Here is a 21,016-nt window from a genome sequence, read left to right on the forward strand (position 1 = left end):
ACCTTGCGCCTCCCCACACTCCCGCGCGCCCCCATTTCCGGCACCCACCGCGATCGTTTGGCGACCCAGCGTAACCCGAGCACCTTTTCGACGGTTGCGCTTGGCATGGCTGGCGTCCCGCCCACGACCTCCACGGTGCCGTTCCCCCGTCGGCCGCTCGAAGAGAGCGGGGCGTGGGAGCGGGTGCGACGGTGGTACGAGAGCGGGCTCGGCTGGCCGACGGCGCCCGGCACCCCCGTACGGCTTCGGGTGGGTGTTCGCTTCGACGTCCTCGACGTCCCGGCCGTGGCCGGTCACGAGGCGTTGCGGCGCCATGCAGGCGGCTTTCCGGTGGCGCTCCGGGGCGAGCGGATGCTGCTGCTCGTCGCCGCGGGCGGCGCGGACGAGTTGCCCGGGCTGCTGGACTGGCTGGAGTGGGGTTCCCTGGCGCTCGACCTGCGGGCGGTCGGCGCGGGCGGCCTCCTGGACGCGCCCCTGCCCCCGGAGCCCGGGCCGGCCGGTCCCTCGTCGCCGCCGTCGGGCCATGACGCTTCGCAGGGGGCCGCCGTGTGGCTGCGGCCCCCCGGGACGGGCAGCGAGGTCCCGGCCTCGCTGCCGACGCTGTCGGCCCTGGGGGGCGCCGGGACCGCCCCCGATCTCGCACGGCTGGTGCACACGCTCGCGACGCAGTGCCACCGGCTCCGGCTCTCCCGGGCGCCGCGCTGAGGGCATGCGGGCCGGCAGCGCGCTGACCGGGAGTGTGCGGGGGGCCGGGTCGGTGACGTGGCCCCTGATCAGCCGTTGGCCTCTTCGTACGCCTGCCGGATCGCAGCGGGGACCCGGCCGCGGTCGTTGACGTCGTGGCCGTTCGCCTTCGCCCAGGCGCGGATCGCCGCGGTGTCCTGGCTGCCGCCCGAAGAAGCGCGCGTCTTGCCGCGGCCGCCCGAAGCGCGGCCCCCGGTCCGACGGCCGCCCTTCACGTAAGGCTCGAGAAGACCACGGAGCTTGTCCGCATTGGCGGTGGTGAGATCGATCTCGTACGTCTTGCCGTCCAGCGCGAACGTCACCGTCTCGTCCGCCTCGCCGCCGTCGAGGTCATCGACAAGAAGGACCTGAACCTTCTGTGCCACCGGATTTCCTTTCATAGATAACGTGAGGGCCGGAGGTCCGCCGGCGTCCGCCGTATCGCCGCCCCTTGTTATATGCAGTACTGCAGTACGCCGGAAAGCAAACCGCTTTTGCCGGAAAAACACAAACCCCCGGTGGGAACCCGCAGCCCGCCTCCGCCCGGAAAGATACGCGTTTCGGACATAGGGAACCCGCGCGCGGTCCGCGGGTGGAATAAACCTGGCGACGGGTCGCGGATGCGGTTGTGGTTCCCGACGGGTCGTCTCTTGGCGACTGTCGGCGGTGGATCACAGATGCAGAAGCATCCGGCTGTTGCCCAGGGTGTTCGGTTTCACCCGTTCGAGACCCAGGAACTCCGCTACACCCTCGTCATAGGAACGCAGCAGCTCGGCGTAGACATCCGTGTCCACGGGCGTCTCTCCGATCTCCACGAAGCCGTGCTTGGCGAAGAAGTCCACTTCGAAGGTGAGACAGAAAACGCGGCGAACACCCAGCCGGCGTGCGGTCTCCAGCAACTTCTCCAGCAACTGATGTCCGACACCGGCGCCCTTCAGGCCCGGCTTCACCGCGAGAGTCCGGACTTCCGCCAGGTCTTCCCACATCACGTGCAGGGCGCCACAGCCGACCACCTCGGCGTTGTCGTCCCGTTCCGCGACCCAGAACTCCTGGATGCTCTCGTAAAGCGTCACCATCGCTTTGTCGAGCAGGATGCGGTCGTGGACGTACTCGTCGAGGAGCCGGCGTACGGCCGGGACATCGCTGGTGCGGGCCCGCCGGACGGTGATGGCAATTGACATGTGGGGACGCTATCGCTCGCCGGTGTCCGTCACGGAGCCGGGGCCCGGCGCGGGTGTTTCCGGGCCCTGCGCGATGCGGATGGCGTCCCTGAGAGCCTGGCGCTGTTCCTCGCTCATCATGCCGAAGAAGGCGATGAGAGCGGCGGCGGGGTTGTCGCTCTGCGACCATGCGTCGTTCATCAGCGCGGCGGCGTAGGCGGCGCGGGTGGAGACCGCCTCATATCGATAGGCCCGGCCTTCCGACTCGCGGCGGACCCAGCCCTTCTGATGGAGATTGTCCAGGACGGTCATGACGGTGGTGTACGCGATCGACCGTTCCTGTTGGAGATCTTCCAGGACTTCTCGAACGGTCACCGGGCGGTTCCACTTCCACACCCGCGTCATGACCGCGTCTTCGAGTTCTCCCAATGGGCGAGGCACCCTCACGACAATAGTGGGGAATCAGGGCGATCGCGTGCCGGACGTGCGCTTTCGCCTGTTTTCGTGGGCGAGAGGGGGCAAAAAGGGGCGTACGGCTCGTCGGCGCGGGTGCGCGGAGGAGCCGTACGCGGGGTGCGGGCGGTGGGGCGGGTGCGGCGGCGCCGGCGGGGCGGTGCGGTGCGCGGCGCGCGGTGCTGGTGGCGGGGTCAGGCCTTCGGGCGCGCGGCCGCCTGGCCGGCACCCTCCGCCCGTGCGAGGGCGGCGTCGACGGCCGCGTCCTCCTTGGCCTTGCTGGCCCCGCCCTGGGTCTTCACGATCACCCTGACGACGCCGATGAAGAAGGCCGCCATGACGGCCGGGGGGAGGAGCGCGGAGACGTAGTCCATGGATCCAGGGTAGCCAGGCCGTGTCAGCCGGCGGCGAGGTGGTGCCGGGAGCCGGCGGGGGGCGGGGTCGGCTTGCGGCGGGGGAAGACCTCGCCGGGGGTGGGGACGGGGCGTTTCGGGTTGGCCGGGTCGGCCGGGGCGGGGCTGGGGGCCGGCTTCTGCGGGGGCTTCGCACCGGGACGGGCGGCCGGGTCCTGGCCGCCGCCGCCCGCGCAGCGGCCGCCGGGGAGGGCGAGGAGGCGGGTGCGTGCGGCCGGGACGGTGGCGGTGACGGTGGCCGCCGGGGGTGCGCAGCGGGACAGGAGGGCTGCGGCGGCGCGGTTGCCGCGCAGGGCCCGGAGGGCGGCGAGGTCGTCCGCGGTCGGGCGGTGGCCGGCGCTCAGGGCCTCGTCGAGGAGGGTGAGGTAGCCGGCGATGCTGCCGGGGAGGGCGGCGCGGTACCGGGCTAGGTCGGCCAGCAGGAAGTCGCGCAGCCGGGCGCTCTCCTCCATCGCCTCGTCGAGCGACTCCGCGAGGCGGAGACAGTCCTGGACGTCCTCGGCCGAGGCGGGGCTGGGGTTCAGGGCGAGGGCGAGGGCGCGCCGGAGCACACGCAGCTCCTGAGCGCCGAACGCCATGCCGCCTCGGGATCCGTATGGCGTGGGCATGCGGCGACGATACGCGCTAATCAGACAAACTTGGCATAACGGGTGGGTGTGGCGTGGGGGGCCACTCGTATGCGTTGGCCTCCGGCGGTGGTGGCGGGTGCCTGCGGGTGCCTCCGGCGGTGGGGCGGGGGGCCTGCGGCGGCCTGTGCGGGTGCCTCCGGTGGTGGGGCGGGGTGCCTGCGGCGGCCTGTGCGGGTTCGGTGGGGGTGCGGGTAGCGCGGTGCGTGGTGCTGTGGGTCGGGGCCGTGCCGGGGGGTGTCCGTCCTCGGAACGGCGCGGAATCGGTCCCTCAAAAGGCAGGCGGGGCGTTGACGCGCCAACCGCTGCGGGCGGACACCCCCCGACACGTCCCCTTCGCGCCGTACGCGGCTGACCGCCGTCTCGCCGTCCCGCCGCGCTGCGGACCGCCGTCCCGCTCAGCTGCGGGCAGTCGTGCCTCCCACAGTGCCTGAACGGACTGGGAGGTGCCCCCAGGGGCGGCACGGGTGGGCGGTGGGCACCCCGGCTGCGCCGGGCCACCCGCCCCCCGCCCCGCCCCAGCGCCGGGTGGGCGGAGAACGCCGTCATGTGGCCCGGTCCGCGCCCCCTACATGCGGGACACGTTGCGTTCGTAGACCAGCCGGAGGCCCATCAGCGTCAGCCACGGTTCGTGTTCGTCGATGACCGACGACTCGCCCAGGACCATCGGCGCCAGACCACCCGTCGCGATGACCGTCACGTCGTCGGGGTCCGTGGCCAGCTCGCGGGCCATGCGGTTGACGACCCCGTCGACCTGGCCCGCGAAGCCGTAGATGATCCCGGACTGCATCGCCTCGACCGTGTTCTTGCCGATCACGCTGCGCGGACGCGCCACCTCGATCTTGCGGAGCTGGGCTCCCTTGACGCCGAGTGCCTCCACGGAGATCTCGATGCCGGGGGCGATGACCCCGCCGATGTACTCCCCGCGCGCGCTCACCGCGTCGAACGTCGTCGCCGTGCCGAAGTCCACGACGATCGCCGGGCCGCCGTAGAGCTCGACCGCGGCGACCGCGTTGATGATGCGGTCGGCGCCGACCTCCTTGGGGTGGTCGGTGAGGATCGGGACGCCGGTCTTGACGCCCGGTTCGACCAGGACCGCGGGGACGTCGCCGTAGTAGCGGCGGGTGACCTCGCGCAGTTCGTGCAGGACCGAGGGGACGGTCGCGCAGATGGCGATGCCGTCGATGCCGTCGCCCAGCTCGTCGCCGAGGAGCGGGTGCATGCCCATCAGGCCCTGGAGGAGGACCGCCAGCTCGTCGGCCGTGCGGCGCGAGTCCGTGGAGATGCGCCAGTGCTCGACGATGTCCTCGCCGTCGAAGAGGCCGAGGACGGTGTGCGTGTTGCCTACGTCGATCGTCAGCAGCATGCCTCTACTCCGCTTCCCGCAGGTCGAGGCCGATGTCCAGGATGGGAGAGCTGTGGGTGAGGGCGCCCACGGCGAGGTAGTCGACGCCCGTGTCGGCGTACGCCTTGGCGTTGGTGAGGGTGAGGCGGCCGGAGGCCTCCAGGGCGGCACGGCCGTCGACGAGGGCCACCGCCTCCTCGCACTCGCCCGGCGTGAAGTTGTCCAGCAGGATCAGGTCGGCGCCGGCGTCCAGGACCTCGCGGAGCTGGTGCAGCGTGTCGACCTCGACCTCGATGGGGACGTCCGGGAAGCGCTCGCGGACCGCCTGGAAGGCCGCCGCCACGCCGCCCGCGGCGACCACGTGGTTGTCCTTGACCAGGGCCGCGTCCGACAGGGACATGCGGTGGTTGACGCCGCCGCCGCAGCGGACCGCGAACTTTTCCAGGGAACGCAGGCCCGGGGTCGTCTTGCGGGTGTCCCGCACCCGGGTCTTGGTGCCCTCGAGGGCGTCCTCCCACGCGCGCGTGGCGGTCGCGATGCCCGACAGGCGGCACAGGAGGTTGAGCGCGCTGCGTTCGGCGGTGAGGAGGTCGCGGGTGCGGGTGGTGACCGTGAGGAGCTTCTGGCCGGGCTCCACCCGGTCGCCGTCCGCCACGTGGCGTTCCACTTCGAACTCGTCCGTCGCGACGATCGACAGGACCGCCTCGGCGACCCTGAGGCCCGCCACGACGCCCGCCTCGCGCGCGGTGAAGTCGGCGGTGGCCACCGCGTCCTCGGGGATGGTCGCGACCGTCGTCACGTCCACGCCGTGGGCCAGGTCCTCCTGGAGGGCGACGTTCGCGATGTCCTCGACCTCCACGGGGTCGAGGCCGGAGTCGAGCAGCAGGGCGGCGAGCGCGGGGTCGAGGCCGCACTCCAGATACGCCTCTGCGTCGGTGTCCGCGCCGCAGGCGCAGCCGTCGCCGCAGCCTCCGCCGGAGGCGAGGGGAAGGTCGGGGGTGTTCACTGTGGTCACTGCTCCTGGGGGCGCTGCGCCGGCTGAGGGCTTGGGGTGGTCGGGGGGAATTCTGGCGTCTCCGTGGTGTGCACGGCGAGCGTTCGGTCCGGGTTCAGGCGTACGACGATGTGGCGGCCCCACGTCGCGTCGTCGCGGTCCGCGTGGTCCTCGCGCCAGTGGCAGCCCCGCGTCTCCTCGCGCCGCGCCGCCGCGGCCACCAGGACGCGGGCCACGCACAGGAGGTTCGTCGCCTCCCACGTGTCGACGCCCGGCTCGGCCGTCTTGCCGTTCTCCTGGAGGGCGTCGCGGGCCTCGGTGTGCAGGTGGTGGAGCTGGTCGGCGGCACGGGTGAGGGAGTCGGCGGAGCGCAGGACGCCGGCGCCCTCGGTCATGATCCGCTGGACGGCGAAGCGGGCCTCCGGCGGGAGGAGGGGGTGCGTGGGCTGGGCCGCGTGCGGCAGCGGTGCCGGCACGCGCGCGTGGAGCGTGCCGTCGGCGTGGCGCGCCGCGACGTAGGCGGCGATGCGCTCGGCGTAGACCAGGCCCTCCAACAGGGAGTTCGACGCCAGGCGGTTGGCGCCGTGCACGCCCGTGCAGGCGACCTCGCCGCAGGCGTACAGCCCGGGGACCGTGGTGCGGCCCGAGGCGTCGGTGCGGACGCCGCCGGAGGCGTAGTGGGCGGCCGGCGCGACCGGGATCGGCTCGGTGACCGGGTCGATGCCGTGGGCGCGGCACGCGGCGAGGATCGTCGGGAAGCGGTGCTCCCACATCTCGGCGCCGAAGTGGCGTGCGTCGAGGTACATGTGCTCGGCGCCCCGCTCCTGCATGCGGCGCGTGATGCCCTTGGCGACGATGTCCCGGGGTGCCAGTTCGGCCAGTTCGTGCTGCCCCTGCATGAAGCGCACGCCGTCGGCGTCCACCAGGTGGGCGCCCTCGCCGCGTACCGCCTCGGAGACCAGGGGCTGCTGGCCCTCCGCGTCCGGCCCGAGGAAGAGGACCGTGGGGTGGAACTGGACGAATTCGAGGTCGCTGACCTCGGCGCCGGCGCGCAGGGCGAGCGCGACGCCGTCGCCCGTGGAGACGGACGGGTTCGTCGTCGCCGAGAAGACCTGGCCCATGCCGCCGGTCGCCAGGACCACGGCGGGCGCGTGGACCGCGCCGACGCCGTCGTGCTGGCCCTCGCCCATGACGTGCAGGGTGACGCCGGCGGTGCGGCCGTCGGCGTCCGTGAGGAGGTCCAGGACGAGAGCGTTCTCGACCGTCCGGATCCCGCGTGCGCGGACCGCCTCGACCAGGGCGCGGGAGATCTCCGCGCCCGTGGCGTCGCCGCCCGCGTGGGCGATGCGGCGGCGGTGGTGGCCGCCCTCGCGGGTGAGGGCGAGGCCGCCCTCGGACGACTCGTCGAAGTGCGCGCCGGTCTCGATGAGCCGGCGTACGGCGTCGGGGCCCTCGGTGACCAGGATGCGGACGGCCTCCGGGTCGCACAGGCCCGCGCCCGCCACCAGGGTGTCGTCGAGGTGCTGCTCGGGGGTGTCGCCCTCGCCGAGGGCGGCGGCGATGCCGCCCTGCGCCCAGCGGGTGGAGCCGTCGTCGAGGCGGGCCTTGGTGACGACGACCGTGTTCAGGCCGGCGGCCTCGCAGCGCAGCGCGGCGGTGAGACCGGCGACGCCGGAGCCGACGACCACCACGTCCGCCGTGAGGGCCCAGCCGGGCGCGGGTGCGTGCAGTCGTATGCCTGTGCTGGTCACGAGGCGGCTCCGAAGATGAGGGGGACGTTGTCGATCAGCCGGGTCGCGCCGACCCGGGCGGCGACGGCGAGGACGGCCTCGCCGGTGTGGTCGTCGCCGATCTCGGTGAAGTCGGACGGGTCGACCAGGGCGAGGTAGTCCAGCTCCAGCGGCGGGTCGAGACGGGCCGCGTCGTCCAGGATCAGACGGGCGGCGGCGCGGACGGCCGTGGCGCCGCCCGGCGCGGAGGTGGCGACGGCGTGCGCGTCGGCCGCCGCGCGGGACTCGCCGAGGGCGCTGAGCGCCTCGGCACGCGCGCGCGTGGCGGGCACTTCGCGGGCCCGCGCGCGCAGCGCCTCCTGGGCGGCGTGCCGGTCGAGGCCGGCGAACAGGGCCTGGGAGAGCGCGAGGGCGGTGCGGCGCTCCCGGGGCGAGAGGTAGCGGTTGCGGCTGGAGAGGGCCAGGCCGTCGTCCTCGCGCACGGTGGGCACGCCGACGATCTCCACGCCGAAGTTCAGGTCGCGGACCATGCGGCGGATCAGGGCGAGCTGCTGGGCGTCCTTCTGCCCGTACAGGGCCAGGTCGGGGCGGGTGAGGTGGAGCAGCTTCGCGACGACGGTCAGCATGCCGTCGAAGTGGCCGGGGCGGGAGGCGCCCTCCAGGCGTTCTCCCATGGGGCCCGCCGTGACGCGGACCTGGGGCTCGCCGCCCGGGTAGACCTCCTCGACGGACGGGGCGAAGACGGCGTCCGCGCCCGCCTGCTCGGCGATCTTCAGGTCGGCGTCCAGGGTGCGCGGGTAGCGGTCCAGGTCCTCGCCGGCGCCGAACTGGAGCGGGTTGACGAAGACGGTGACGACCACCTCGCCGTCCGGGCCGGCGATGCGCCGCGCCGTGCGGATCAGGGTGGCGTGGCCCTCGTGCAGGGCGCCCATGGTCATCACGACGGCCCGGCGCCCGTGCCGTACGCGCGCGTGCAGCTCGTCCGCGGTGCGCAGCAGGGTGGTGGTCATCGGGCGTCTCCCTCGGTGCCGTCGGTGCCGTCGGTCCCGGCGGCCCGGCCGCTTCCGTCGGCGAGTACTCCGAGCAGGTCCTCGGCGAGTTCGGGCTTGAGCAGGCCGTGGTCCAGGGCGCGGTCGGCCGTCGCGCGGGCCATCGCCACGTAACCGGCGACGGTCTGCGGGGCGTGTGCGCGCAGTTCCTCGATGTGCGCGGCGACCGTGCCCGCGTCCCCGCGCGCGACGGGGCCGGTCAGCGCCGCGTCGCCGGAGCGCAGGGCGTTGTCCAGGGCGGCGCCCAGCAGCGGGCCGAGCATCCGGGCGGGGGCCTCGACGCCGGCGGTGCGCAGCAGCTCCAAGGACTGGGCGACCAGGGTGACCAGGTGGTTGGCGCCGAGCGCGAGCGCCGCGTGGTACAGCGGGCGCTTGTCCTCGGCGATCCACTCCGGCTCGCCGCCCATCTCGATGACCAGGGCCTCGGCGGCCAGCCGCAGTTCCTCGGGCGCGGTCACGCCGAAGGAGCAGCCGGCCAGGCGTTCGACGTCGACGGGGGTGCCGGTGAAGGTCATCGCCGGGTGCAGGGCGAGCGGCAGGGCGCCGGCGCGCAGGGCGGGGTCCAGGACCTTGGCGCCGTAGCGCCCGGAGGTGTGCGCGAGCAGCTGGCCCGGGCGCACCGCGCCGGTCTCGGCGAGCCCGGTCACCAGGCCGGGCAGCGCGTCGTCGGGGACGGTCAGCAGCACCAGTTCGGCGTGCTGGAGGACCTCGGCGGGCGTCATGAGCGGCACGTCGGGGAGCAGGGCGGCGGCACGCCGTCTGGAGGCGTCGGACACCCCGGAGACGGCCACCGGGCGGTGCCCGGCGAGCTGGAGGGCCGCGGCCAGTGCGGGGCCCACCCGCCCGGCGCCGACGACGCCTACGGTGAGCCGCGCGGGGCGGTCCTTGGGGTCTGGCTGTGGGGTTGTGTTCACGCGACGGCGGCCTTCCCGTTCCAGTCCGCTCGGGGTACCGGACGATTTCTCGTCATGTTAACGCGATCGGTTCCGCGGGCGTCCGGTTGTCCACAGGCTGTGGGTTTTCGCACCGTCCGGCACCCGGCGCCCGCCCAGTCCGGGTGCGTACGCGGCGCTGACGGAAACCCCGGTGCCCCCGCCGGTTCCCGCACGGCATGATCCCGGCATGACTGACGCAGGGGAAAACGCGGAACAGGCGGAGCCGACGGAGCCACCGGAGCAGCGGGAGGAGCAGTACAGGCGCCTGCGTGAGCGGCGCGTGGCCGTCCATCGCAGCGCGAAGCGCCTGCTCGCCCGCCCCGGCTACGGCGCCACCCTCCGGGAGCGGATCGGCCTGCTGGACGGGGCCGGGGAGCTCTACGACCTCGACGAGCCGTCGGACCTGTACGGCAACGGCATCGTGACGGCGCTGGAGGAGCGGACGGCCGCCCTGCTGGGCCACGAGGCCGCCGCCTTCTTCCCGACCGGCACCATGGCGCAGCAGGTGGCGCTGCGCTGCTGGGCGGGCCGCACCGGCAACCCGGTCGTCGCCCTGCACGGGCTCGGCCATCCCGAGGTGCACGAACGGAACGCCTTCAGCCGGGTCGGCGGCCTGCGCCCGGTCCGGCTGACCGGCGAGCCCCGGCAGCCGACCGCCGCCGAGGTGCGCGACTTCGAGGAGCCGTTCGGGGCGCTGATGCTGGAGCTGCCGCTCAGGGACGCCGGGTACCTGCTGCCCACGTGGGAGGAGCTCAACGAGCTGGTCGGGGCGGCTCGGGAGCGCGACGCGGTGGTGCACTTCGACGGGGCCCGCCTGTGGGAGTCCACCGTGCACTTCGGCCGCCCGCTGGACGAGATAGCGGGCCTCGCGGACAGCGTGTACGTCTCGTTCTACAAGTCCCTCAAGGGGTACGGCGGCGCCGTCCTGGCCGGCCCCCGGACGCTGGTGGAGGAGGCCAGGGCCTGGCGGCACCGGTACGGCGGCAACGTGTTCCAGCAGTTCCCGACGGCCCTGTCGGCGCTGGCCGGCCTGGAACGGGAGCTGCCCCGGCTGCCGGAGTACGTGGAGCACGCGCGCGTGGTGGCCGCCGCGCTGCGCGAGGGCTTCGCGGCGGCCGGGCTGCCGTGGGCGCGGGTGCACCCCGGGGTGCCGCACACCCACGAGTTCCAGGTCTGGCTGCCGTACGACGCCGATGTCGTCGGGGAGATCGCGATCCGGCAGGGCGAGGAGACGGGGACCCTGCTCTTCGGCCGGCCCTGGGACGAGACCGGTCCGGGCATCGCCGTCACCGAGGTCGGGGTGGAGGCGGACGGCCTGGAGTGGACGGCCGACGACGTGAAGGCGGCGGTCGCGGACTTCGCCGCACGGCTGCCCCGCTGACCGGCTGACCCGCTGCCTCACCGGTCAGTCGCCCGGGCGAACGGTCCGGGTGGTCAGCCGAGGGGGCGCGGTCGCGGGGCCCACCACCGGCGCAGGGTCCGCCGTACGCGGCCGTGCGCCGGGCGGCCGGCCAGGACCCGGCGGAACCGGCGGCGGTCGCGCCATGCGCGCACGGCCTGCCGGTCGTGGGTGCCGGGCGCGGGCGGCGCGGGCTCGCCGAGCCGCTGGGCGCGGTAGGTGTCGAGGAGGTACTGCTGCGTGATGCTCATGGCGGATCGCCTTTCAGGGCACGAAGGCTGACGGGTCGGTGAGCGGGCTCCGCGGCTGCCCCGGTCGTCCCAGACTGCTCCGGCCGGCCCGGCGGCGTCGTGCCGATTGACGGTGGCGGTCAATCGACGACGGCGTTGTCGGTGGCGGCGTGCACCATGGGGGCATGAGCGTGCGCATCGACATCGCGGGGCTGCGGCCGGAGAGGGTCGCCGTCGTGCCCTCACCCCTGGCCGAGCTGTGCATGGCGCTGCACGCGCTGTCCGAGCCGGGGCACCACCCGGGGCTCCAGGGCTGGGTGACCGGTGTCGCCGCCCGGCTCGACTCGCACCTGGCCGACCGGATGTGCGAGGCCGACTTCCTGTGGCGGACGACGTTCTCCGACCTGTTCCTGCCGTTCGCCGGCATCCCCGGCCGCAGCGCGCTGCCCGGCGCCACCCTCGCCGAGGACCTGGACCTGCTGGACAAGCTCTCGGACGAGCAGTTCGTGGACGCGGCGCTGGAGTTCACCTGCGCCCTGCCCTACGGCGTCCAGGGCGCCTCCGTGCTCTCGGACGCGGTGGTGCGCCGGCGCGCCCTGGACCTGGCGGCCGCGCGGGGGCCGCAGCAACTGCGGTTCAGTGAGCGGCTGCTGGCCGACCCGCCCCGGATCCGGGCCTGGCTGCGCCAGTTCCTGCACGACTGCGACGAGGCGTTCTTCGCGGACGCCTGGTCCCGGCTGCGCCACCAGCTCGCGGCCGACGCCCGTCACAAGACGGACCTGCTGCGGCGCCGGGGCCTGGCCGAGGCGCTGGCCGCGGTGTCCCCGGCGGTGGCGCTGGACGAGGCGGCCGGCGTGATCACGATCGACAAGCTGGGCGACGGCCGTACGGCCACCGCGGACGGCGGCCTGCTGCTCCTGCCCACCAGCTTCGGCTGGCCGCACCTGTCGGTCCTGCACCGGTACGGCTGGCAGCCCGTCCTGCACTACCCGGTCGGCGCCGCCGAGCCGGTCTCCCCGCCGTCCGTTGAGCAGCTCACGCTGCGGATGTCCGCGCTGTCCCACCCGGTGCGGATGCGGATCTGCCGCCACCTGGCCCGCAGCGCGTACACCACGAGCGAGCTGGCGCAGGCGCACGGCATGACGGCCCCGGAGATATCCCGGCATCTCGGGGTGCTGAAGAAGGCGGGCCTGATCACCACGCGCCGCCGCGGGCGGTACGTCCTGCACCAGCTGGACGTGACGGTGGTGGCCCGGCTGGGCAGCGACTTCCTTGAGGGCCTCCTCCGGTAGCCCGCCGCCGCCCGGGTGGGAGTGGCCGGCGGTCAGTCGAGGCGGATGTGCCGCAGCCCCACCCCCGCCTGCCGCAGGCGGGTGCGCAGCGCGCCCTCGTTGTTGGGCTCCAGGGTGAGCCCGGCCAGGACGGCGATCCGGTCGGCGGTCTTCGGGACGGTCGTGTGGTCCGTCCACAGGTGCTCGGCGAACTCCGGCTCGCGCAGCCGCTCCAGGCAGTGGTCGAGCCGCCCCACGGCCCAGCTCTCCCGGCGCGGACCCGGGTTCCTGCCGGTGGCGTACGCCAGGAGGCGCCCGAAGCCCCGCTCGCGCAGCCGCCGCAGCACGGTCTCCCGTTCGGCGAGGAGCGTGAAGTGATGGACGTCGTGACCGAGTTCGCGCAGCCGGCCGACGGTCTCGGCGAAGTACCCCGGGTCGGTGACCGTCATGGGGGCGATGACGACGCCGTCGTGCCGGGCGAGGGCCAGGTTGAGGACCTCCACCACGCCCTGCCGCCAGGACACCAGGTCCTGGAAGTCTCCCCGCAGTTCCGGCGGCAGCATGCGCCGCAGGCCGAAGCCGGCGTGCTCGGGGTCGCAGATCACACTGCCGGACAGCCGGCGGTGTATCTCGTGTGCGGTCTGTGTCTTGCCGCCCCCGAAAGGGCCGTTGATCCACAGGAGCATGCGCGGCACCCTACCGATGCCGCACCCCTGCCGGGGCCCGCTCAGCCGTGTCCGCCGCCGGCTCGCACCAGCCCGGTCTCGTAGGCCAGGACCACGACCTGCACCCGGTCGCGCAGACCGAGCTTGGTCAGGATGCGGCCGACGTGCGTCTTCACGGTCGCCTCGGACAGCACGAGCCGGGCCGCGATCTCCCCGTTGGACAGGCCCTGCGCGACCAGCACCATCACCTCGCGCTCGCGCTCGGTGAGCCGCTGGAGCTCCGCGTGCCGGGGCTCCTGGCCGGTGGCCGGCAGCATCGGCGCGAACCGGTCGAGGAGGCGGCGCGTGGTCGAGGGGGCCACCACCGCGTCCCCGCTGTGCACGGAGCGGATCGCCGCGAGCAGCTCACCGGGCGGCACGTCCTTGAGCATGAAACCGGAGGCGCCCGCCTTCAGGGCCGAGAACGCGTACTCGTCCAGGTCGAAGGTGGTCAGGATCAGCACCTTCGGCGCGTTCGGGTCCACGCAGATCCGGCTGGTGGTCTCCACCCCGTCGAGCTTGGGCATGCGGACGTCCATCAGCACGACGTCCACGGCGGTCGAGCGCAGCACCTGGAGGGCCTCGACGCCGTCGCCCGCCTCCGCGACGACCTCCATGTCCGGCTGGGCCGCGAGCACCATCCGGAACCCGGTGCGCAGCAGCACCTGGTCGTCGACGAGCATCACGCGGATCGTCATCGGGGCCTCTTCCGTTCTCCGGCCGGCGATCCGGCTGGGGGCTGTGACAGGTGTCAACGCCGTACGTGCGTACGGGCGCGGAGGTCAGTGTGCGGGTTTCAGCGGCAGCAGCGCACTGATGCGGAATCCTCCGCCGGGCCGCGGGCCCGCGTCCAGGGTGCCACCGACCATGCCGATCCGTTCCCGCATGCCGATCAGTCCGTGGCCCTGGCCGTCGAAGCCGCCCTCCTCGTACAGCTCGTGGGGGGCGCCCTTGCCGTCGTCCTCGACGAGCAGGCCGAGCCCGTCGTCGAAGTAGACGAGGCGTACGCTCGCGCCCGCGTTGGGCCCGCCGTGCTTGCGGGTGTTCGTGAGCGCCTCCTGCACGATCCGGTACGCGGTCAGCTCGACGCCGCTGGGCAGCGGGCGCGGAGTGCCCTCCACCTTGAAGTCGACGGGCAGCCCGGAGGTGCGGCACTGCTCGACCAGGTCCTCGATCTGCTGGACGTCCGGCTGCGGGACGTACTCCCCGGCCTCCTGGTGCTCGCCGGTGCGCAGCACGCCGAGCAGGCGGCGCATCTCGGCGAGGGCCTGCCGGCCGGTGGAGGAGATGGTCTCCAGGGCCTTCTTCGCCTGGTCGGGGGCCGCGTCCAGGACGTAGGCGGCGCCGTCGGCCTGCACCACCATGACCGAGACGTTGTGCGCGACGACGTCGTGCAGCTCCCGGGCGATCCGGGCCCGTTCGGCGGCGACCGCGACCTTGGCCTGCGCCTCGCGCTCCTTCTCCAGCCGGGCGTTGCGCTCCTCCAGCTGCGCGAAGTAGGCGCGGCGGGTGCGGATGGAGTCGCCGAGCACCCAGGCGAGGGCGAACGGCACCGCCTGGAAGACCGTGATGGCGACGTTGCCCGCTATGCCGGTGTTCTCGCTGGGCCAGCGCAGCTGCGCGAAGGGCGCGGCGCACAGGCCCGTGGTGAGCGCGACCCGGGAGGCCCAGCGGGTGCCGGTCGCGGCGACCGTGTAGACGATCACCAGCAGGGCGAAGTCGGCGGACATCGTGGGGATGTCCAGCGCCAGCTGGCCCACCCCGAGGGCGACGGCCAGCAGCAGCATCTTCTCCGGCATGCGCCGGCGCAGCGCGATCACCGCGCACAGCAGCACCACGAACGGGACGACCAGCGCCGTGGCGTCCTTCCCGTGGGCCTCCTGCTGTGTGGTCACGGACATCGCGGAGATCCCGAGCAGAACAAGGGCCCAGAAACAGTCGACCCCGGTCGGGTGTCTGCGGAGGAAATCGTAGAGGCGCTGCACGTAACCCAGCGTAGGGAAGCGGAATAGGTGCAGGGGTCAACCGGAGGGCCGATCCGCGTCTCCCGCGCATACTCCGCAAGGTGGAGGCTCCGTTCGCCTGTGCGCCTAGCCTGGGCCCGTGACGACGAGGACAGCGGGGACGGCAGAGGCCGGCGGGACGGGCGACGACTGGCGTGGCTGGCGGGAGGCCACGGCGGACGCCCTGTACGGGCCGACGGGGTTCTACCGCGGGCCCGAGGGGCCCGCCGGGCACTTCCGTACGTCGGTGCACGCGTCGCCGCTGTTCGCCGGGGCCGTGGCGCGGCTGCTGTGCCGGGTCGACGAGGCGCTGGGCCGGCCCGCGTCGCTCGCGTTCGTGGACATGGCCGCGGGGCGGGGAGAGCTGGTCACGGGCGTGCTGGCCGCGCTGCCCGCCGACGTGGCCGCCCGCACGCGCGCGTACGCCGTCGAGGTCGCCGGCCGCCCCGACGGGCTCGACCGGCGGATCGAGTGGCTGGCCGAGCCGCCGCGCGGGGTGACGGGGCTGCTGTTCGCCAACGAGTGGCTGGACAACGTGCCGGTGGACGTGGCGGAGGTGGACGCCGACGGAGTGGCACGGCGGGTGCTCGTCCGGGGCGACGGGACGGAGCGGCTCGGGGAGCCGGTGACCGGGGCGGACGCCGAGTGGCTGGCCCGCTGGTGGCCGCTGCCGGGCGAGGAGGGGCTGCGGGCGGAGATCGGGCTCCCCCGGGACGCGGCGTGGGCGTCCGCCGTCTCCACGCTCGAACGGGGACTGGCCGTGGCCGCGGACTACGCCCACACGCGGGACACCCGCCCGCCCTTCGGAACGCTCACCGGCTTCCGGGAGGGCCGGGAGACGGCCCCGGTACCGGACGGCTCGTGCGACATCACGTCCCACGTGGCCCTGGACGCGTGCGCGACGGCGGGCGGCGCGGGGCTCGGGGGCGGCGCGGGTATGGAGGGCGGCGCGGGTACGGAGGGCGGCGCGGGCGACACCGGGTCCGGGGCGGGGAACACCGTGCCCCACCCGGGCGGCACGGCCTCCGGCCCGGGTGACGCCGGGCGCGGGGAGGCCCACGGGCGCGATGCGGACGGCACCACGCCCCACCCGGGCGCAACGGCCACCACCGGATCCCGCACAGCCCACGCGGAGCGCGCGTGCACCGCGGCCCACCCGGGCGACACGGCCGCCGGCCCGGACGCCGCCGGGCGCGGCGAGGCCCACGCGGGGCGCGATACGAACGGCACCACGCCGTCCTCGGGCGGCACGGCCTCCGGCCCGGGCGCCACCGGGCGCGTCGCAGGCGAACCGGGGCGCGATGCCGGCGGCGCGGGGTGCGCGCCGGCGTGCACGCCCCCCGGCGCGCGGTTGCTCCCCCAGCGCGACGCCCTGCGTGCCCTCGGTGTCGCCGGCACCCGTCCCTCGCTCGCGCTCGCCTCCACCGACCCGGCGGCGTACGTGCGCGCCCTCGCGAGCGCCTCCGAGGCCGCCGAGCTCACCGCGGCCGGCGGGCTCGGCGACTTCGTGTGGCTGCTCCAGCCGGTCGGGCCCGACGCCGCGCGGCTACTTGTCGATGTCGCCGACGACGAAGAACAGTGACCCCAGGATCGCCACCATGTCCGCGACCAGCGTGCCGGGCAGCAGCTCCGTTAGCGCCTGGATGTTGTTGAACGAGGCCGAGCGCAGCTTCAGCCGGTACGGGGTCTTCTCACCCTTGCTGACCAGGTAGTAGCCGTTGATCCCGAGCGGGTTCTCGGTCCACGCGTACGTGTGCCCCTCGGGCGCCTTCAGCACCTTGGGGAGACGCTGGTTGATCGGCCCGGGTTCCAGCTCGGCCAGCCGGTCCAGGCAGGCGTCGGCGAGGTCGAGGGCGTTGTGCGTCTGCTCCAGCAGGCACTCGAAGCGGGCGAGGCAGTCGCCCTCGGTCCGGGTGACGACCTTCAGGGTGTCCTGCAGCTCACCGTAGGCGAGGTACGGCTCGTCGCGGCGCAGGTCGAAGTCGACGCCGGAGGCGCGCGCGATCGGCCCGCTGACGCCGTACGCGTGCACGGCCTCGGCGCTCAGGGCGCCCACCCCGCGCGTCCGCCCCCGGAAGATCTCGTTGCCGAGCACCAGGTCGTCGAAGACGTCCATGCGCGAGCGCACGGCGGCGACGGCGGCACGCGCGCGTGCGGCCCAGCCGGCCGGCAGGTCCTCCTTGAGGCCGCCGACGCGGTTGAACATGTAGTGCATGCGCCCGCCGGAGACCTCCTCCATGACGTTCTGGAGGACCTCCCGCTCCCGGAAGGCGTAGAAGACGGGGGTGATGCCGCCCAGCTCCAGGGGATACGACCCCAGGAACATCAGATGGTTCAGCACCCGGTTCAGCTCCGCGAGCAGCGTGCGGGTCCACACCGCGCGCGGGGGGACCTCCATGCCGAGCATGCGCTCCACGGCGAGGACGACGCCCAGTTCGTTGGAGAACGCGGACAGCCAGTCGTGCCGGTTGGCCAGCACGATGATCTGACGGTAGTCACGCGCCTCGAACAGCTTCTCCGCGCCGCGGTGCATATAGCCGATCACGGGCTCCGCGCTCGTGATGCGCTCGCCGTCCAGGACGAGCCGCAGCCGCAGCACACCGTGCGTCGACGGGTGCTGGGGGCCGATGTTGAGCACCATGTCGGTGCTCTCCGCGGCGCCGCCGATACCGACCATGGTCTCCGTCTTGGGAGTCATGCGCACAGTCTCCCCTACGTACGCTGGGTCCATGGAGACGGGGAGCCCTGACCACACGGGCACGGCGGGCACGGCAGGGGCGGCGGGGGCCGGGGTCGGCGCGGCGGCGGGCGAACCGGTGTGGACCGGGCTGCCGCCGGGGCTGCTGCGGATGCGGCGGCTGCTGCTGGTGGTGTGGCTGGGCCTGCTCGCTCTCGCCGCAGGTCTCCTTCCCGGACTGTTCGCGGGCCCCGCCTGGGCACTCTTCGCGCTGCCGCCCCTGGCCGTGCTGGTCTGGAGCTGGGTGATGGTGGAGCGCAACTGGCGCTCCTGGCGGTACGCCGAGCGCGCCGACGACCTGCTGATCAGCCGGGGCGTGCTGTGGCGGGAGGAGACCGTCGTGCCGTACGGCCGCATGCAGCTGGTCGAGGTGACCTCCGGGCCCGTCGAGCGGTACTTCGGGCTGGCCAGCGTGCAGCTGCACACGGCCGCCGCCGCGACCGACGCGACCATCCCGGGCCTGGACCCGGCCGAGGCGGAACGCCTGCGCGACCGGCTCACCGAGCTGGGCGAGGCCCGATCGGCGGGGCTGTGAGCGGCACGGACGCCGAGGGCGCGGTGACCGAGCGCCGGCTGCATCCCGTCACCCCGCTGCGGCGGGCCTGGGCCCCGGTCGCCGTGATCGTCGGGTGGGCCGTGCACGACCCCGACCAGGCGCAGCGCCAGCTGACGAGGCTGACCACGACCACGCTGCTGATCGGTCTCGCCGTACTGATCCCCGCCGCCGCCCTGTACGGCTTTCTGACCTGGTGGTTCACCCACTTCGCGGTGACGGACGCCGAGCTGCGCATCCGTACCGGCCTGCTGTTCCGGCGCACGGCGCACATCCGACTCGAACGCATCCAGGCCATCGACGTCACCCAGCCGCTGCTGGCCCGGGTCGCCGGGGTCGCCAAGCTGAAACTCGACGTCATCGGCACCGCCAAGAAGGACGAGCTGGCCTTCCTGGGCGCCGCCGAGGCGCGTGCGCTGCGGGCCGAGCTGCTCGCGCGCGCGGCGGGCTTCGCGCCCGAGACGGCGCACGAGGTCGGCGAGGCGCCGTCCCGGCACCTGCTGCGCGTGCCGCCCGGTGTCCTCGCCGTCTCGCTGCTGCTGACCGGCGCGACCTGGGGCACGCTGGCCGCCGCCGTGGTCGTACCGACGCTGCTGTGGTCGGCCACCCACAGCCTGTGGACAGTTCTGGCGACCGCCCTGCCGCTGCTGGGGGCGGCCGGCGCGAGCAGCGTGGGACGGTTCGTCGGGGAGTACGACTGGACGGTGGCCGAGTCGCCGGACGGGCTGCGCATCGACCACGGGCTGCTGGACCGGGCCCACGAGACGGTGCCGCCGGGCCGGGTGCAGACGGTGCGGATCGTGGAGCCGCTGCTGTGGCGCCGGCGGGGCTGGGTCCGGGTCGAGCTGGACGTGGCCGGGTCGTCGAACTCCGTGCTGCTGCCGGTCGCCCCGCGCGAGATCGCCGAGTCGGTGGTGGCGCGGGTGCTGCCCGGGGTGACCGTGCCGGTGCCGACGGCGCTGTCGCGTCCGCCGCGGCGGTCCCGGTGGTGCCTGCCGCTGTGGTGGCGCGGCCAGGGGCTGGCCGTCACCGACGCGGTGTTCGCCGCCCGCCGCGGACTGCTGCGGCGGAGCCTGGCGCTGGTGCCGCACGCCAAGGTCCAGAGCGTCCGCCTGACCCAGGGCCCGTGGCAGCGGGCCCGGCGGGTCGCCGACGTACGGGTGGACACGGGGGCGAACAAGACCGTGACCGCGCGGCTGCGGGACGCGGACGAAGCGGCGGAGCTGCTGCGCGGCCAGGCGGAACGCTCCCGCACGGGGCGCCGGGACGCGCTGCCGGACCGATGGATGGCGTGACCGCGAACCGGTGACGCGGCACGACGACGGGCGCCGGTGACGGGGCCCGCCGGATCCGCGCCGGTCAGGACACCGCGCTGCGCAGCCCCTGTACGTCGATCTGCTCGGTCTCGTCGTGGGCGGTCAGGTCGATCACCTGGCCCACCCCCCGGGACTCCTCGCCGGCCGGCTTGAAGGCGGCCTCCGTCTCGGCCTTGTGCAGGGCGAGCGCCTCCTGGCCGACGACGTCGGCGAGATCCTCGTTCTGGACGGCCTCCAGGGCGGCGGGCGACGCCGTCGCGTCCTTGGCGTTCTTCGTGCCGAAGAAGTCGAAGCCGCCCTCGACCACCGGGCGCCGCGCGGGAGCGGCCGGCACGACGGCCACCGCGGTCGGCACCGTGTAGTGCCCGGCGGGCTGCCGGGCGGACTGCTGCTCGGGCTGCTGCGCCGACTGATCGGGCCGGTCGTCGGTCCGGCCCGGCGCGGTGGTGGGCGCGGCCTCGTGCCCGTCGGCCGCCTCGGGCTGGCCCTGGGCCTCGTCCTCCTGCGGGGGCTCGGCCGCCGCGGCGCTCTCGCCGCCGCCGTTGCCACCGCCGTCACCGTCGTCACCGCCGTCGTCACCGCTGCCGTCGTCACCGTCGACGGGCTCACGGTCCTCACCGGCGGGCGTCTCGTCGTCGAACCGTGCCAATGCGGCGCTCGCCCGCAGGAACAGCCGGGAGCCGGCCGGAGAGAAGACGGCGGGCGGCTCGGGCGCCTCCTCGGCGGCCTCCGTGGACCCGGCGGCCTCGGAGGCGCCGGCCTCCGGCACACGCGTCTCCTCCGCCGGAGCCGGCCGGGCCGCGGGCAGCGCGGGTGTCGTCGGCGCGGCCTCGATCTCCAGCAGGCGGCGGCCCTCCAGCGCGCTGGCGCGCTCGGTCTCCGCGGTGGCGTACCGGCGCAGCAGGGAGGCGTGCTCGTTGCGCAGCCCCGCCAACTCCGTGCGCTTGGTGCGCAGCCGTTGCTCCAGCTTCATGCGCAGCTCGCGCGACTCCTCCAGGTCGGACTCCAGTTCGGCGACCCGTTCCTCGTAACGCCACTCGTCGCTCGCCCGCGCGCGCGTGAGGTCGGCGACGCGCTTGCCCGCCTGCGCGTCCCAGTGACGCATGACGACCGCGCCGACGACCGCCGTCACCGCGGCGGCCGCCGCCAGCGCGCGGAGGATCACCGCCTCACTGAACACCCAGGGGCCGGCCGCGCAGACGACCGATACGCCTGCAATCGCCGACGGAGGAAGCAGCCTGTGCAGAGGCGGGGAATGACGGTGACGTCCACGTGGCATGGCCAGAAACTTACCGCGCGTAGGCGAATCTTGGCGCCCCGCCCCGCAAAAACACGGCCGTCTCCGACGCGTTCACACGGCATCAGGATTCCACTT

Annotated in this window: 21 protein-coding genes and 2 pseudogenes; 7 read left to right on the top strand and 16 right to left on the bottom strand. The window is 74.2% G+C overall.

What is annotated here, in order from left to right; translation table 11 throughout:
* Positions 1–105 precede the first annotated feature (105 nt).
* Positions 106–705 (top strand): SCO3374 family protein, encoded by a 600-nt coding sequence (locus IEZ05_RS11085; RefSeq protein WP_189229894.1) that lies wholly within the window; start codon positions 106–108, stop codon positions 703–705.
* 68 nt (positions 706–773) lie between these two features.
* Here the strand turns inward: IEZ05_RS11085 and IEZ05_RS11090 are convergent, their stop codons facing one another.
* The 10 genes from IEZ05_RS11090 to IEZ05_RS11135 form a co-directional block, all read right to left on the bottom strand.
* A complete protein-coding gene (locus IEZ05_RS11090; RefSeq protein WP_189229895.1) occupies positions 774–1,109 on the bottom strand; it encodes a histone-like nucleoid-structuring protein Lsr2 in 336 nt (111 codons plus the stop codon).
* A gap of 285 nt (positions 1,110–1,394) precedes the next feature.
* On the bottom strand, positions 1,395–1,904 hold the full coding sequence (locus tag IEZ05_RS11095) for an amino-acid N-acetyltransferase (protein ID WP_189229896.1): 510 nt from the start codon (positions 1,902–1,904) through the stop codon (positions 1,395–1,397).
* A gap of 9 nt (positions 1,905–1,913) precedes the next feature.
* Positions 1,914–2,312, bottom strand: a complete 399-nt coding sequence (locus IEZ05_RS11100) for a BlaI/MecI/CopY family transcriptional regulator (protein ID WP_189229897.1) — start codon at positions 2,310–2,312, stop codon at positions 1,914–1,916.
* 218 nt (positions 2,313–2,530) lie between these two features.
* The gene (locus tag IEZ05_RS11105; RefSeq protein ID WP_189229898.1) at positions 2,531–2,710 is read right to left on the bottom strand and encodes a hypothetical protein; all 180 of its coding nucleotides are present in this window, start codon (positions 2,708–2,710) and stop codon (positions 2,531–2,533) included.
* Positions 2,711–2,733: 23 nt separating this feature from the next.
* Positions 2,734–3,357 (bottom strand): hypothetical protein, encoded by a 624-nt coding sequence (locus tag IEZ05_RS11110; RefSeq protein WP_189229899.1) that lies wholly within the window; start codon positions 3,355–3,357, stop codon positions 2,734–2,736.
* A gap of 586 nt (positions 3,358–3,943) precedes the next feature.
* A complete protein-coding gene (locus tag IEZ05_RS11115; protein ID WP_189229900.1) occupies positions 3,944–4,741 on the bottom strand; it encodes a type III pantothenate kinase in 798 nt (265 codons plus the stop codon).
* Positions 4,742–4,745: 4 nt separating this feature from the next.
* Positions 4,746–5,726 carry a carboxylating nicotinate-nucleotide diphosphorylase gene (gene nadC, locus IEZ05_RS11120; RefSeq protein WP_189230325.1) on the bottom strand — a complete coding sequence of 327 codons (981 nt, stop codon included), beginning with the start codon at positions 5,724–5,726 and terminating at the stop codon, positions 4,746–4,748.
* 5 nt (positions 5,727–5,731) lie between these two features.
* Positions 5,732–7,465: an L-aspartate oxidase gene (locus IEZ05_RS11125; protein ID WP_189229901.1), complete on the bottom strand. Its 1,734-nt coding sequence runs from the start codon at positions 7,463–7,465 to the stop codon at positions 5,732–5,734.
* Positions 7,462–8,454, bottom strand: coding sequence for a pantoate--beta-alanine ligase (panC, locus tag IEZ05_RS11130; RefSeq protein WP_189229902.1), 993 nt, complete (start codon positions 8,452–8,454; stop codon positions 7,462–7,464). Before panC ends, IEZ05_RS11125 begins: the two co-directional genes overlap by 4 nt.
* Positions 8,451–9,407: a Rossmann-like and DUF2520 domain-containing protein gene (locus tag IEZ05_RS11135; RefSeq protein WP_189229903.1), complete on the bottom strand. Its 957-nt coding sequence runs from the start codon at positions 9,405–9,407 to the stop codon at positions 8,451–8,453. Before IEZ05_RS11135 ends, panC begins: the two co-directional genes overlap by 4 nt.
* A 208-nt stretch (positions 9,408–9,615) precedes the next feature.
* On the opposite strand from IEZ05_RS11135, the gene IEZ05_RS11140 reads away from it, so the two are divergent.
* A complete protein-coding gene (locus tag IEZ05_RS11140; RefSeq protein ID WP_189229904.1) occupies positions 9,616–10,809 on the top strand; it encodes a threonine aldolase family protein in 1,194 nt (397 codons plus the stop codon).
* Between the two features lie 53 nt (positions 10,810–10,862).
* Here IEZ05_RS11140 and IEZ05_RS11145 read toward each other — a convergent pair whose 3' ends face one another.
* A complete protein-coding gene (locus IEZ05_RS11145) occupies positions 10,863–11,078 on the bottom strand; it encodes a hypothetical protein (RefSeq protein WP_189229905.1) in 216 nt (71 codons plus the stop codon).
* Between the two features lie 164 nt (positions 11,079–11,242).
* Here IEZ05_RS11145 and IEZ05_RS11150 point away from each other — a divergent pair, with 164 nt between their 5' ends.
* Positions 11,243–12,349: a DUF5937 family protein gene (locus tag IEZ05_RS11150; RefSeq protein WP_189229906.1), complete on the top strand. Its 1,107-nt coding sequence runs from the start codon at positions 11,243–11,245 to the stop codon at positions 12,347–12,349.
* 32 nt (positions 12,350–12,381) lie between these two features.
* On the opposite strand, the gene IEZ05_RS11155 is transcribed toward IEZ05_RS11150, so the two are convergent.
* The 3 genes from IEZ05_RS11155 to IEZ05_RS11165 all read right to left on the bottom strand — a co-directional run bounded on the left by IEZ05_RS11155 (position 12,382) and on the right by IEZ05_RS11165 (position 15,017).
* Positions 12,382–13,014, bottom strand: coding sequence for an AAA family ATPase (locus IEZ05_RS11155; RefSeq protein ID WP_189229907.1), 633 nt, complete (start codon positions 13,012–13,014; stop codon positions 12,382–12,384).
* Positions 13,015–13,055: 41 nt separating this feature from the next.
* Entirely contained in the window at positions 13,056–13,730 is a 675-nt protein-coding gene (locus IEZ05_RS11160; RefSeq protein ID WP_189229908.1) for a response regulator, read from the bottom strand.
* Positions 13,731–13,814: 84 nt separating this feature from the next.
* Positions 13,815–15,017, bottom strand: a complete 1,203-nt coding sequence (locus IEZ05_RS11165) for a sensor histidine kinase (RefSeq protein ID WP_189229909.1) — start codon at positions 15,015–15,017, stop codon at positions 13,815–13,817.
* A gap of 118 nt (positions 15,018–15,135) precedes the next feature.
* On the opposite strand from IEZ05_RS11165, the pseudogene IEZ05_RS37070 reads away from it, so the two are divergent.
* Both IEZ05_RS37070 and IEZ05_RS37190 read left to right on the top strand, forming a co-directional pair.
* A pseudogene (locus IEZ05_RS37070) lies at positions 15,136–15,946 on the top strand (SAM-dependent methyltransferase); the annotation flags it as partial.
* A 407-nt stretch (positions 15,947–16,353) separates the two neighbouring features.
* Positions 16,354–16,617, top strand: a pseudogene (locus tag IEZ05_RS37190) (SAM-dependent methyltransferase); the annotation flags it as partial.
* Here the strand turns inward: IEZ05_RS37190 and IEZ05_RS11180 are convergent.
* A complete protein-coding gene (locus IEZ05_RS11180) occupies positions 16,582–17,733 on the bottom strand; it encodes an NADH-quinone oxidoreductase subunit D (protein ID WP_189229910.1) in 1,152 nt (383 codons plus the stop codon). The pseudogene IEZ05_RS37190 and the gene IEZ05_RS11180 sit on opposite strands and share 36 nt — an antisense overlap.
* A 31-nt stretch (positions 17,734–17,764) precedes the next feature.
* Here IEZ05_RS11180 and IEZ05_RS11185 point away from each other — a divergent pair, with 31 nt between their 5' ends.
* Both IEZ05_RS11185 and IEZ05_RS11190 read left to right on the top strand, forming a co-directional pair.
* Entirely contained in the window at positions 17,765–18,307 is a 543-nt protein-coding gene (locus IEZ05_RS11185; protein ID WP_189229911.1) for a PH domain-containing protein, read from the top strand.
* Positions 18,292–19,620 (top strand): PH domain-containing protein, encoded by a 1,329-nt coding sequence (locus tag IEZ05_RS11190; protein WP_189230326.1) that lies wholly within the window; start codon positions 18,292–18,294, stop codon positions 19,618–19,620. Before IEZ05_RS11185 ends, IEZ05_RS11190 begins: the two co-directional genes overlap by 16 nt.
* Positions 19,621–19,684: 64 nt before the next feature.
* Here IEZ05_RS11190 and IEZ05_RS11195 read toward each other — a convergent pair whose 3' ends face one another.
* Entirely contained in the window at positions 19,685–20,920 is a 1,236-nt protein-coding gene (locus tag IEZ05_RS11195; protein WP_189229912.1) for a prolipoprotein diacylglyceryl transferase, read from the bottom strand.
* Between the last annotated feature and the right edge of the window lie 96 nt (positions 20,921–21,016).

The organism is Streptomyces flaveolus (assembly GCF_014648815.1).
GTDB classification, from domain to species: Bacteria; Actinomycetota; Actinomycetes; order Streptomycetales; family Streptomycetaceae; genus Streptomyces; species Streptomyces flaveolus.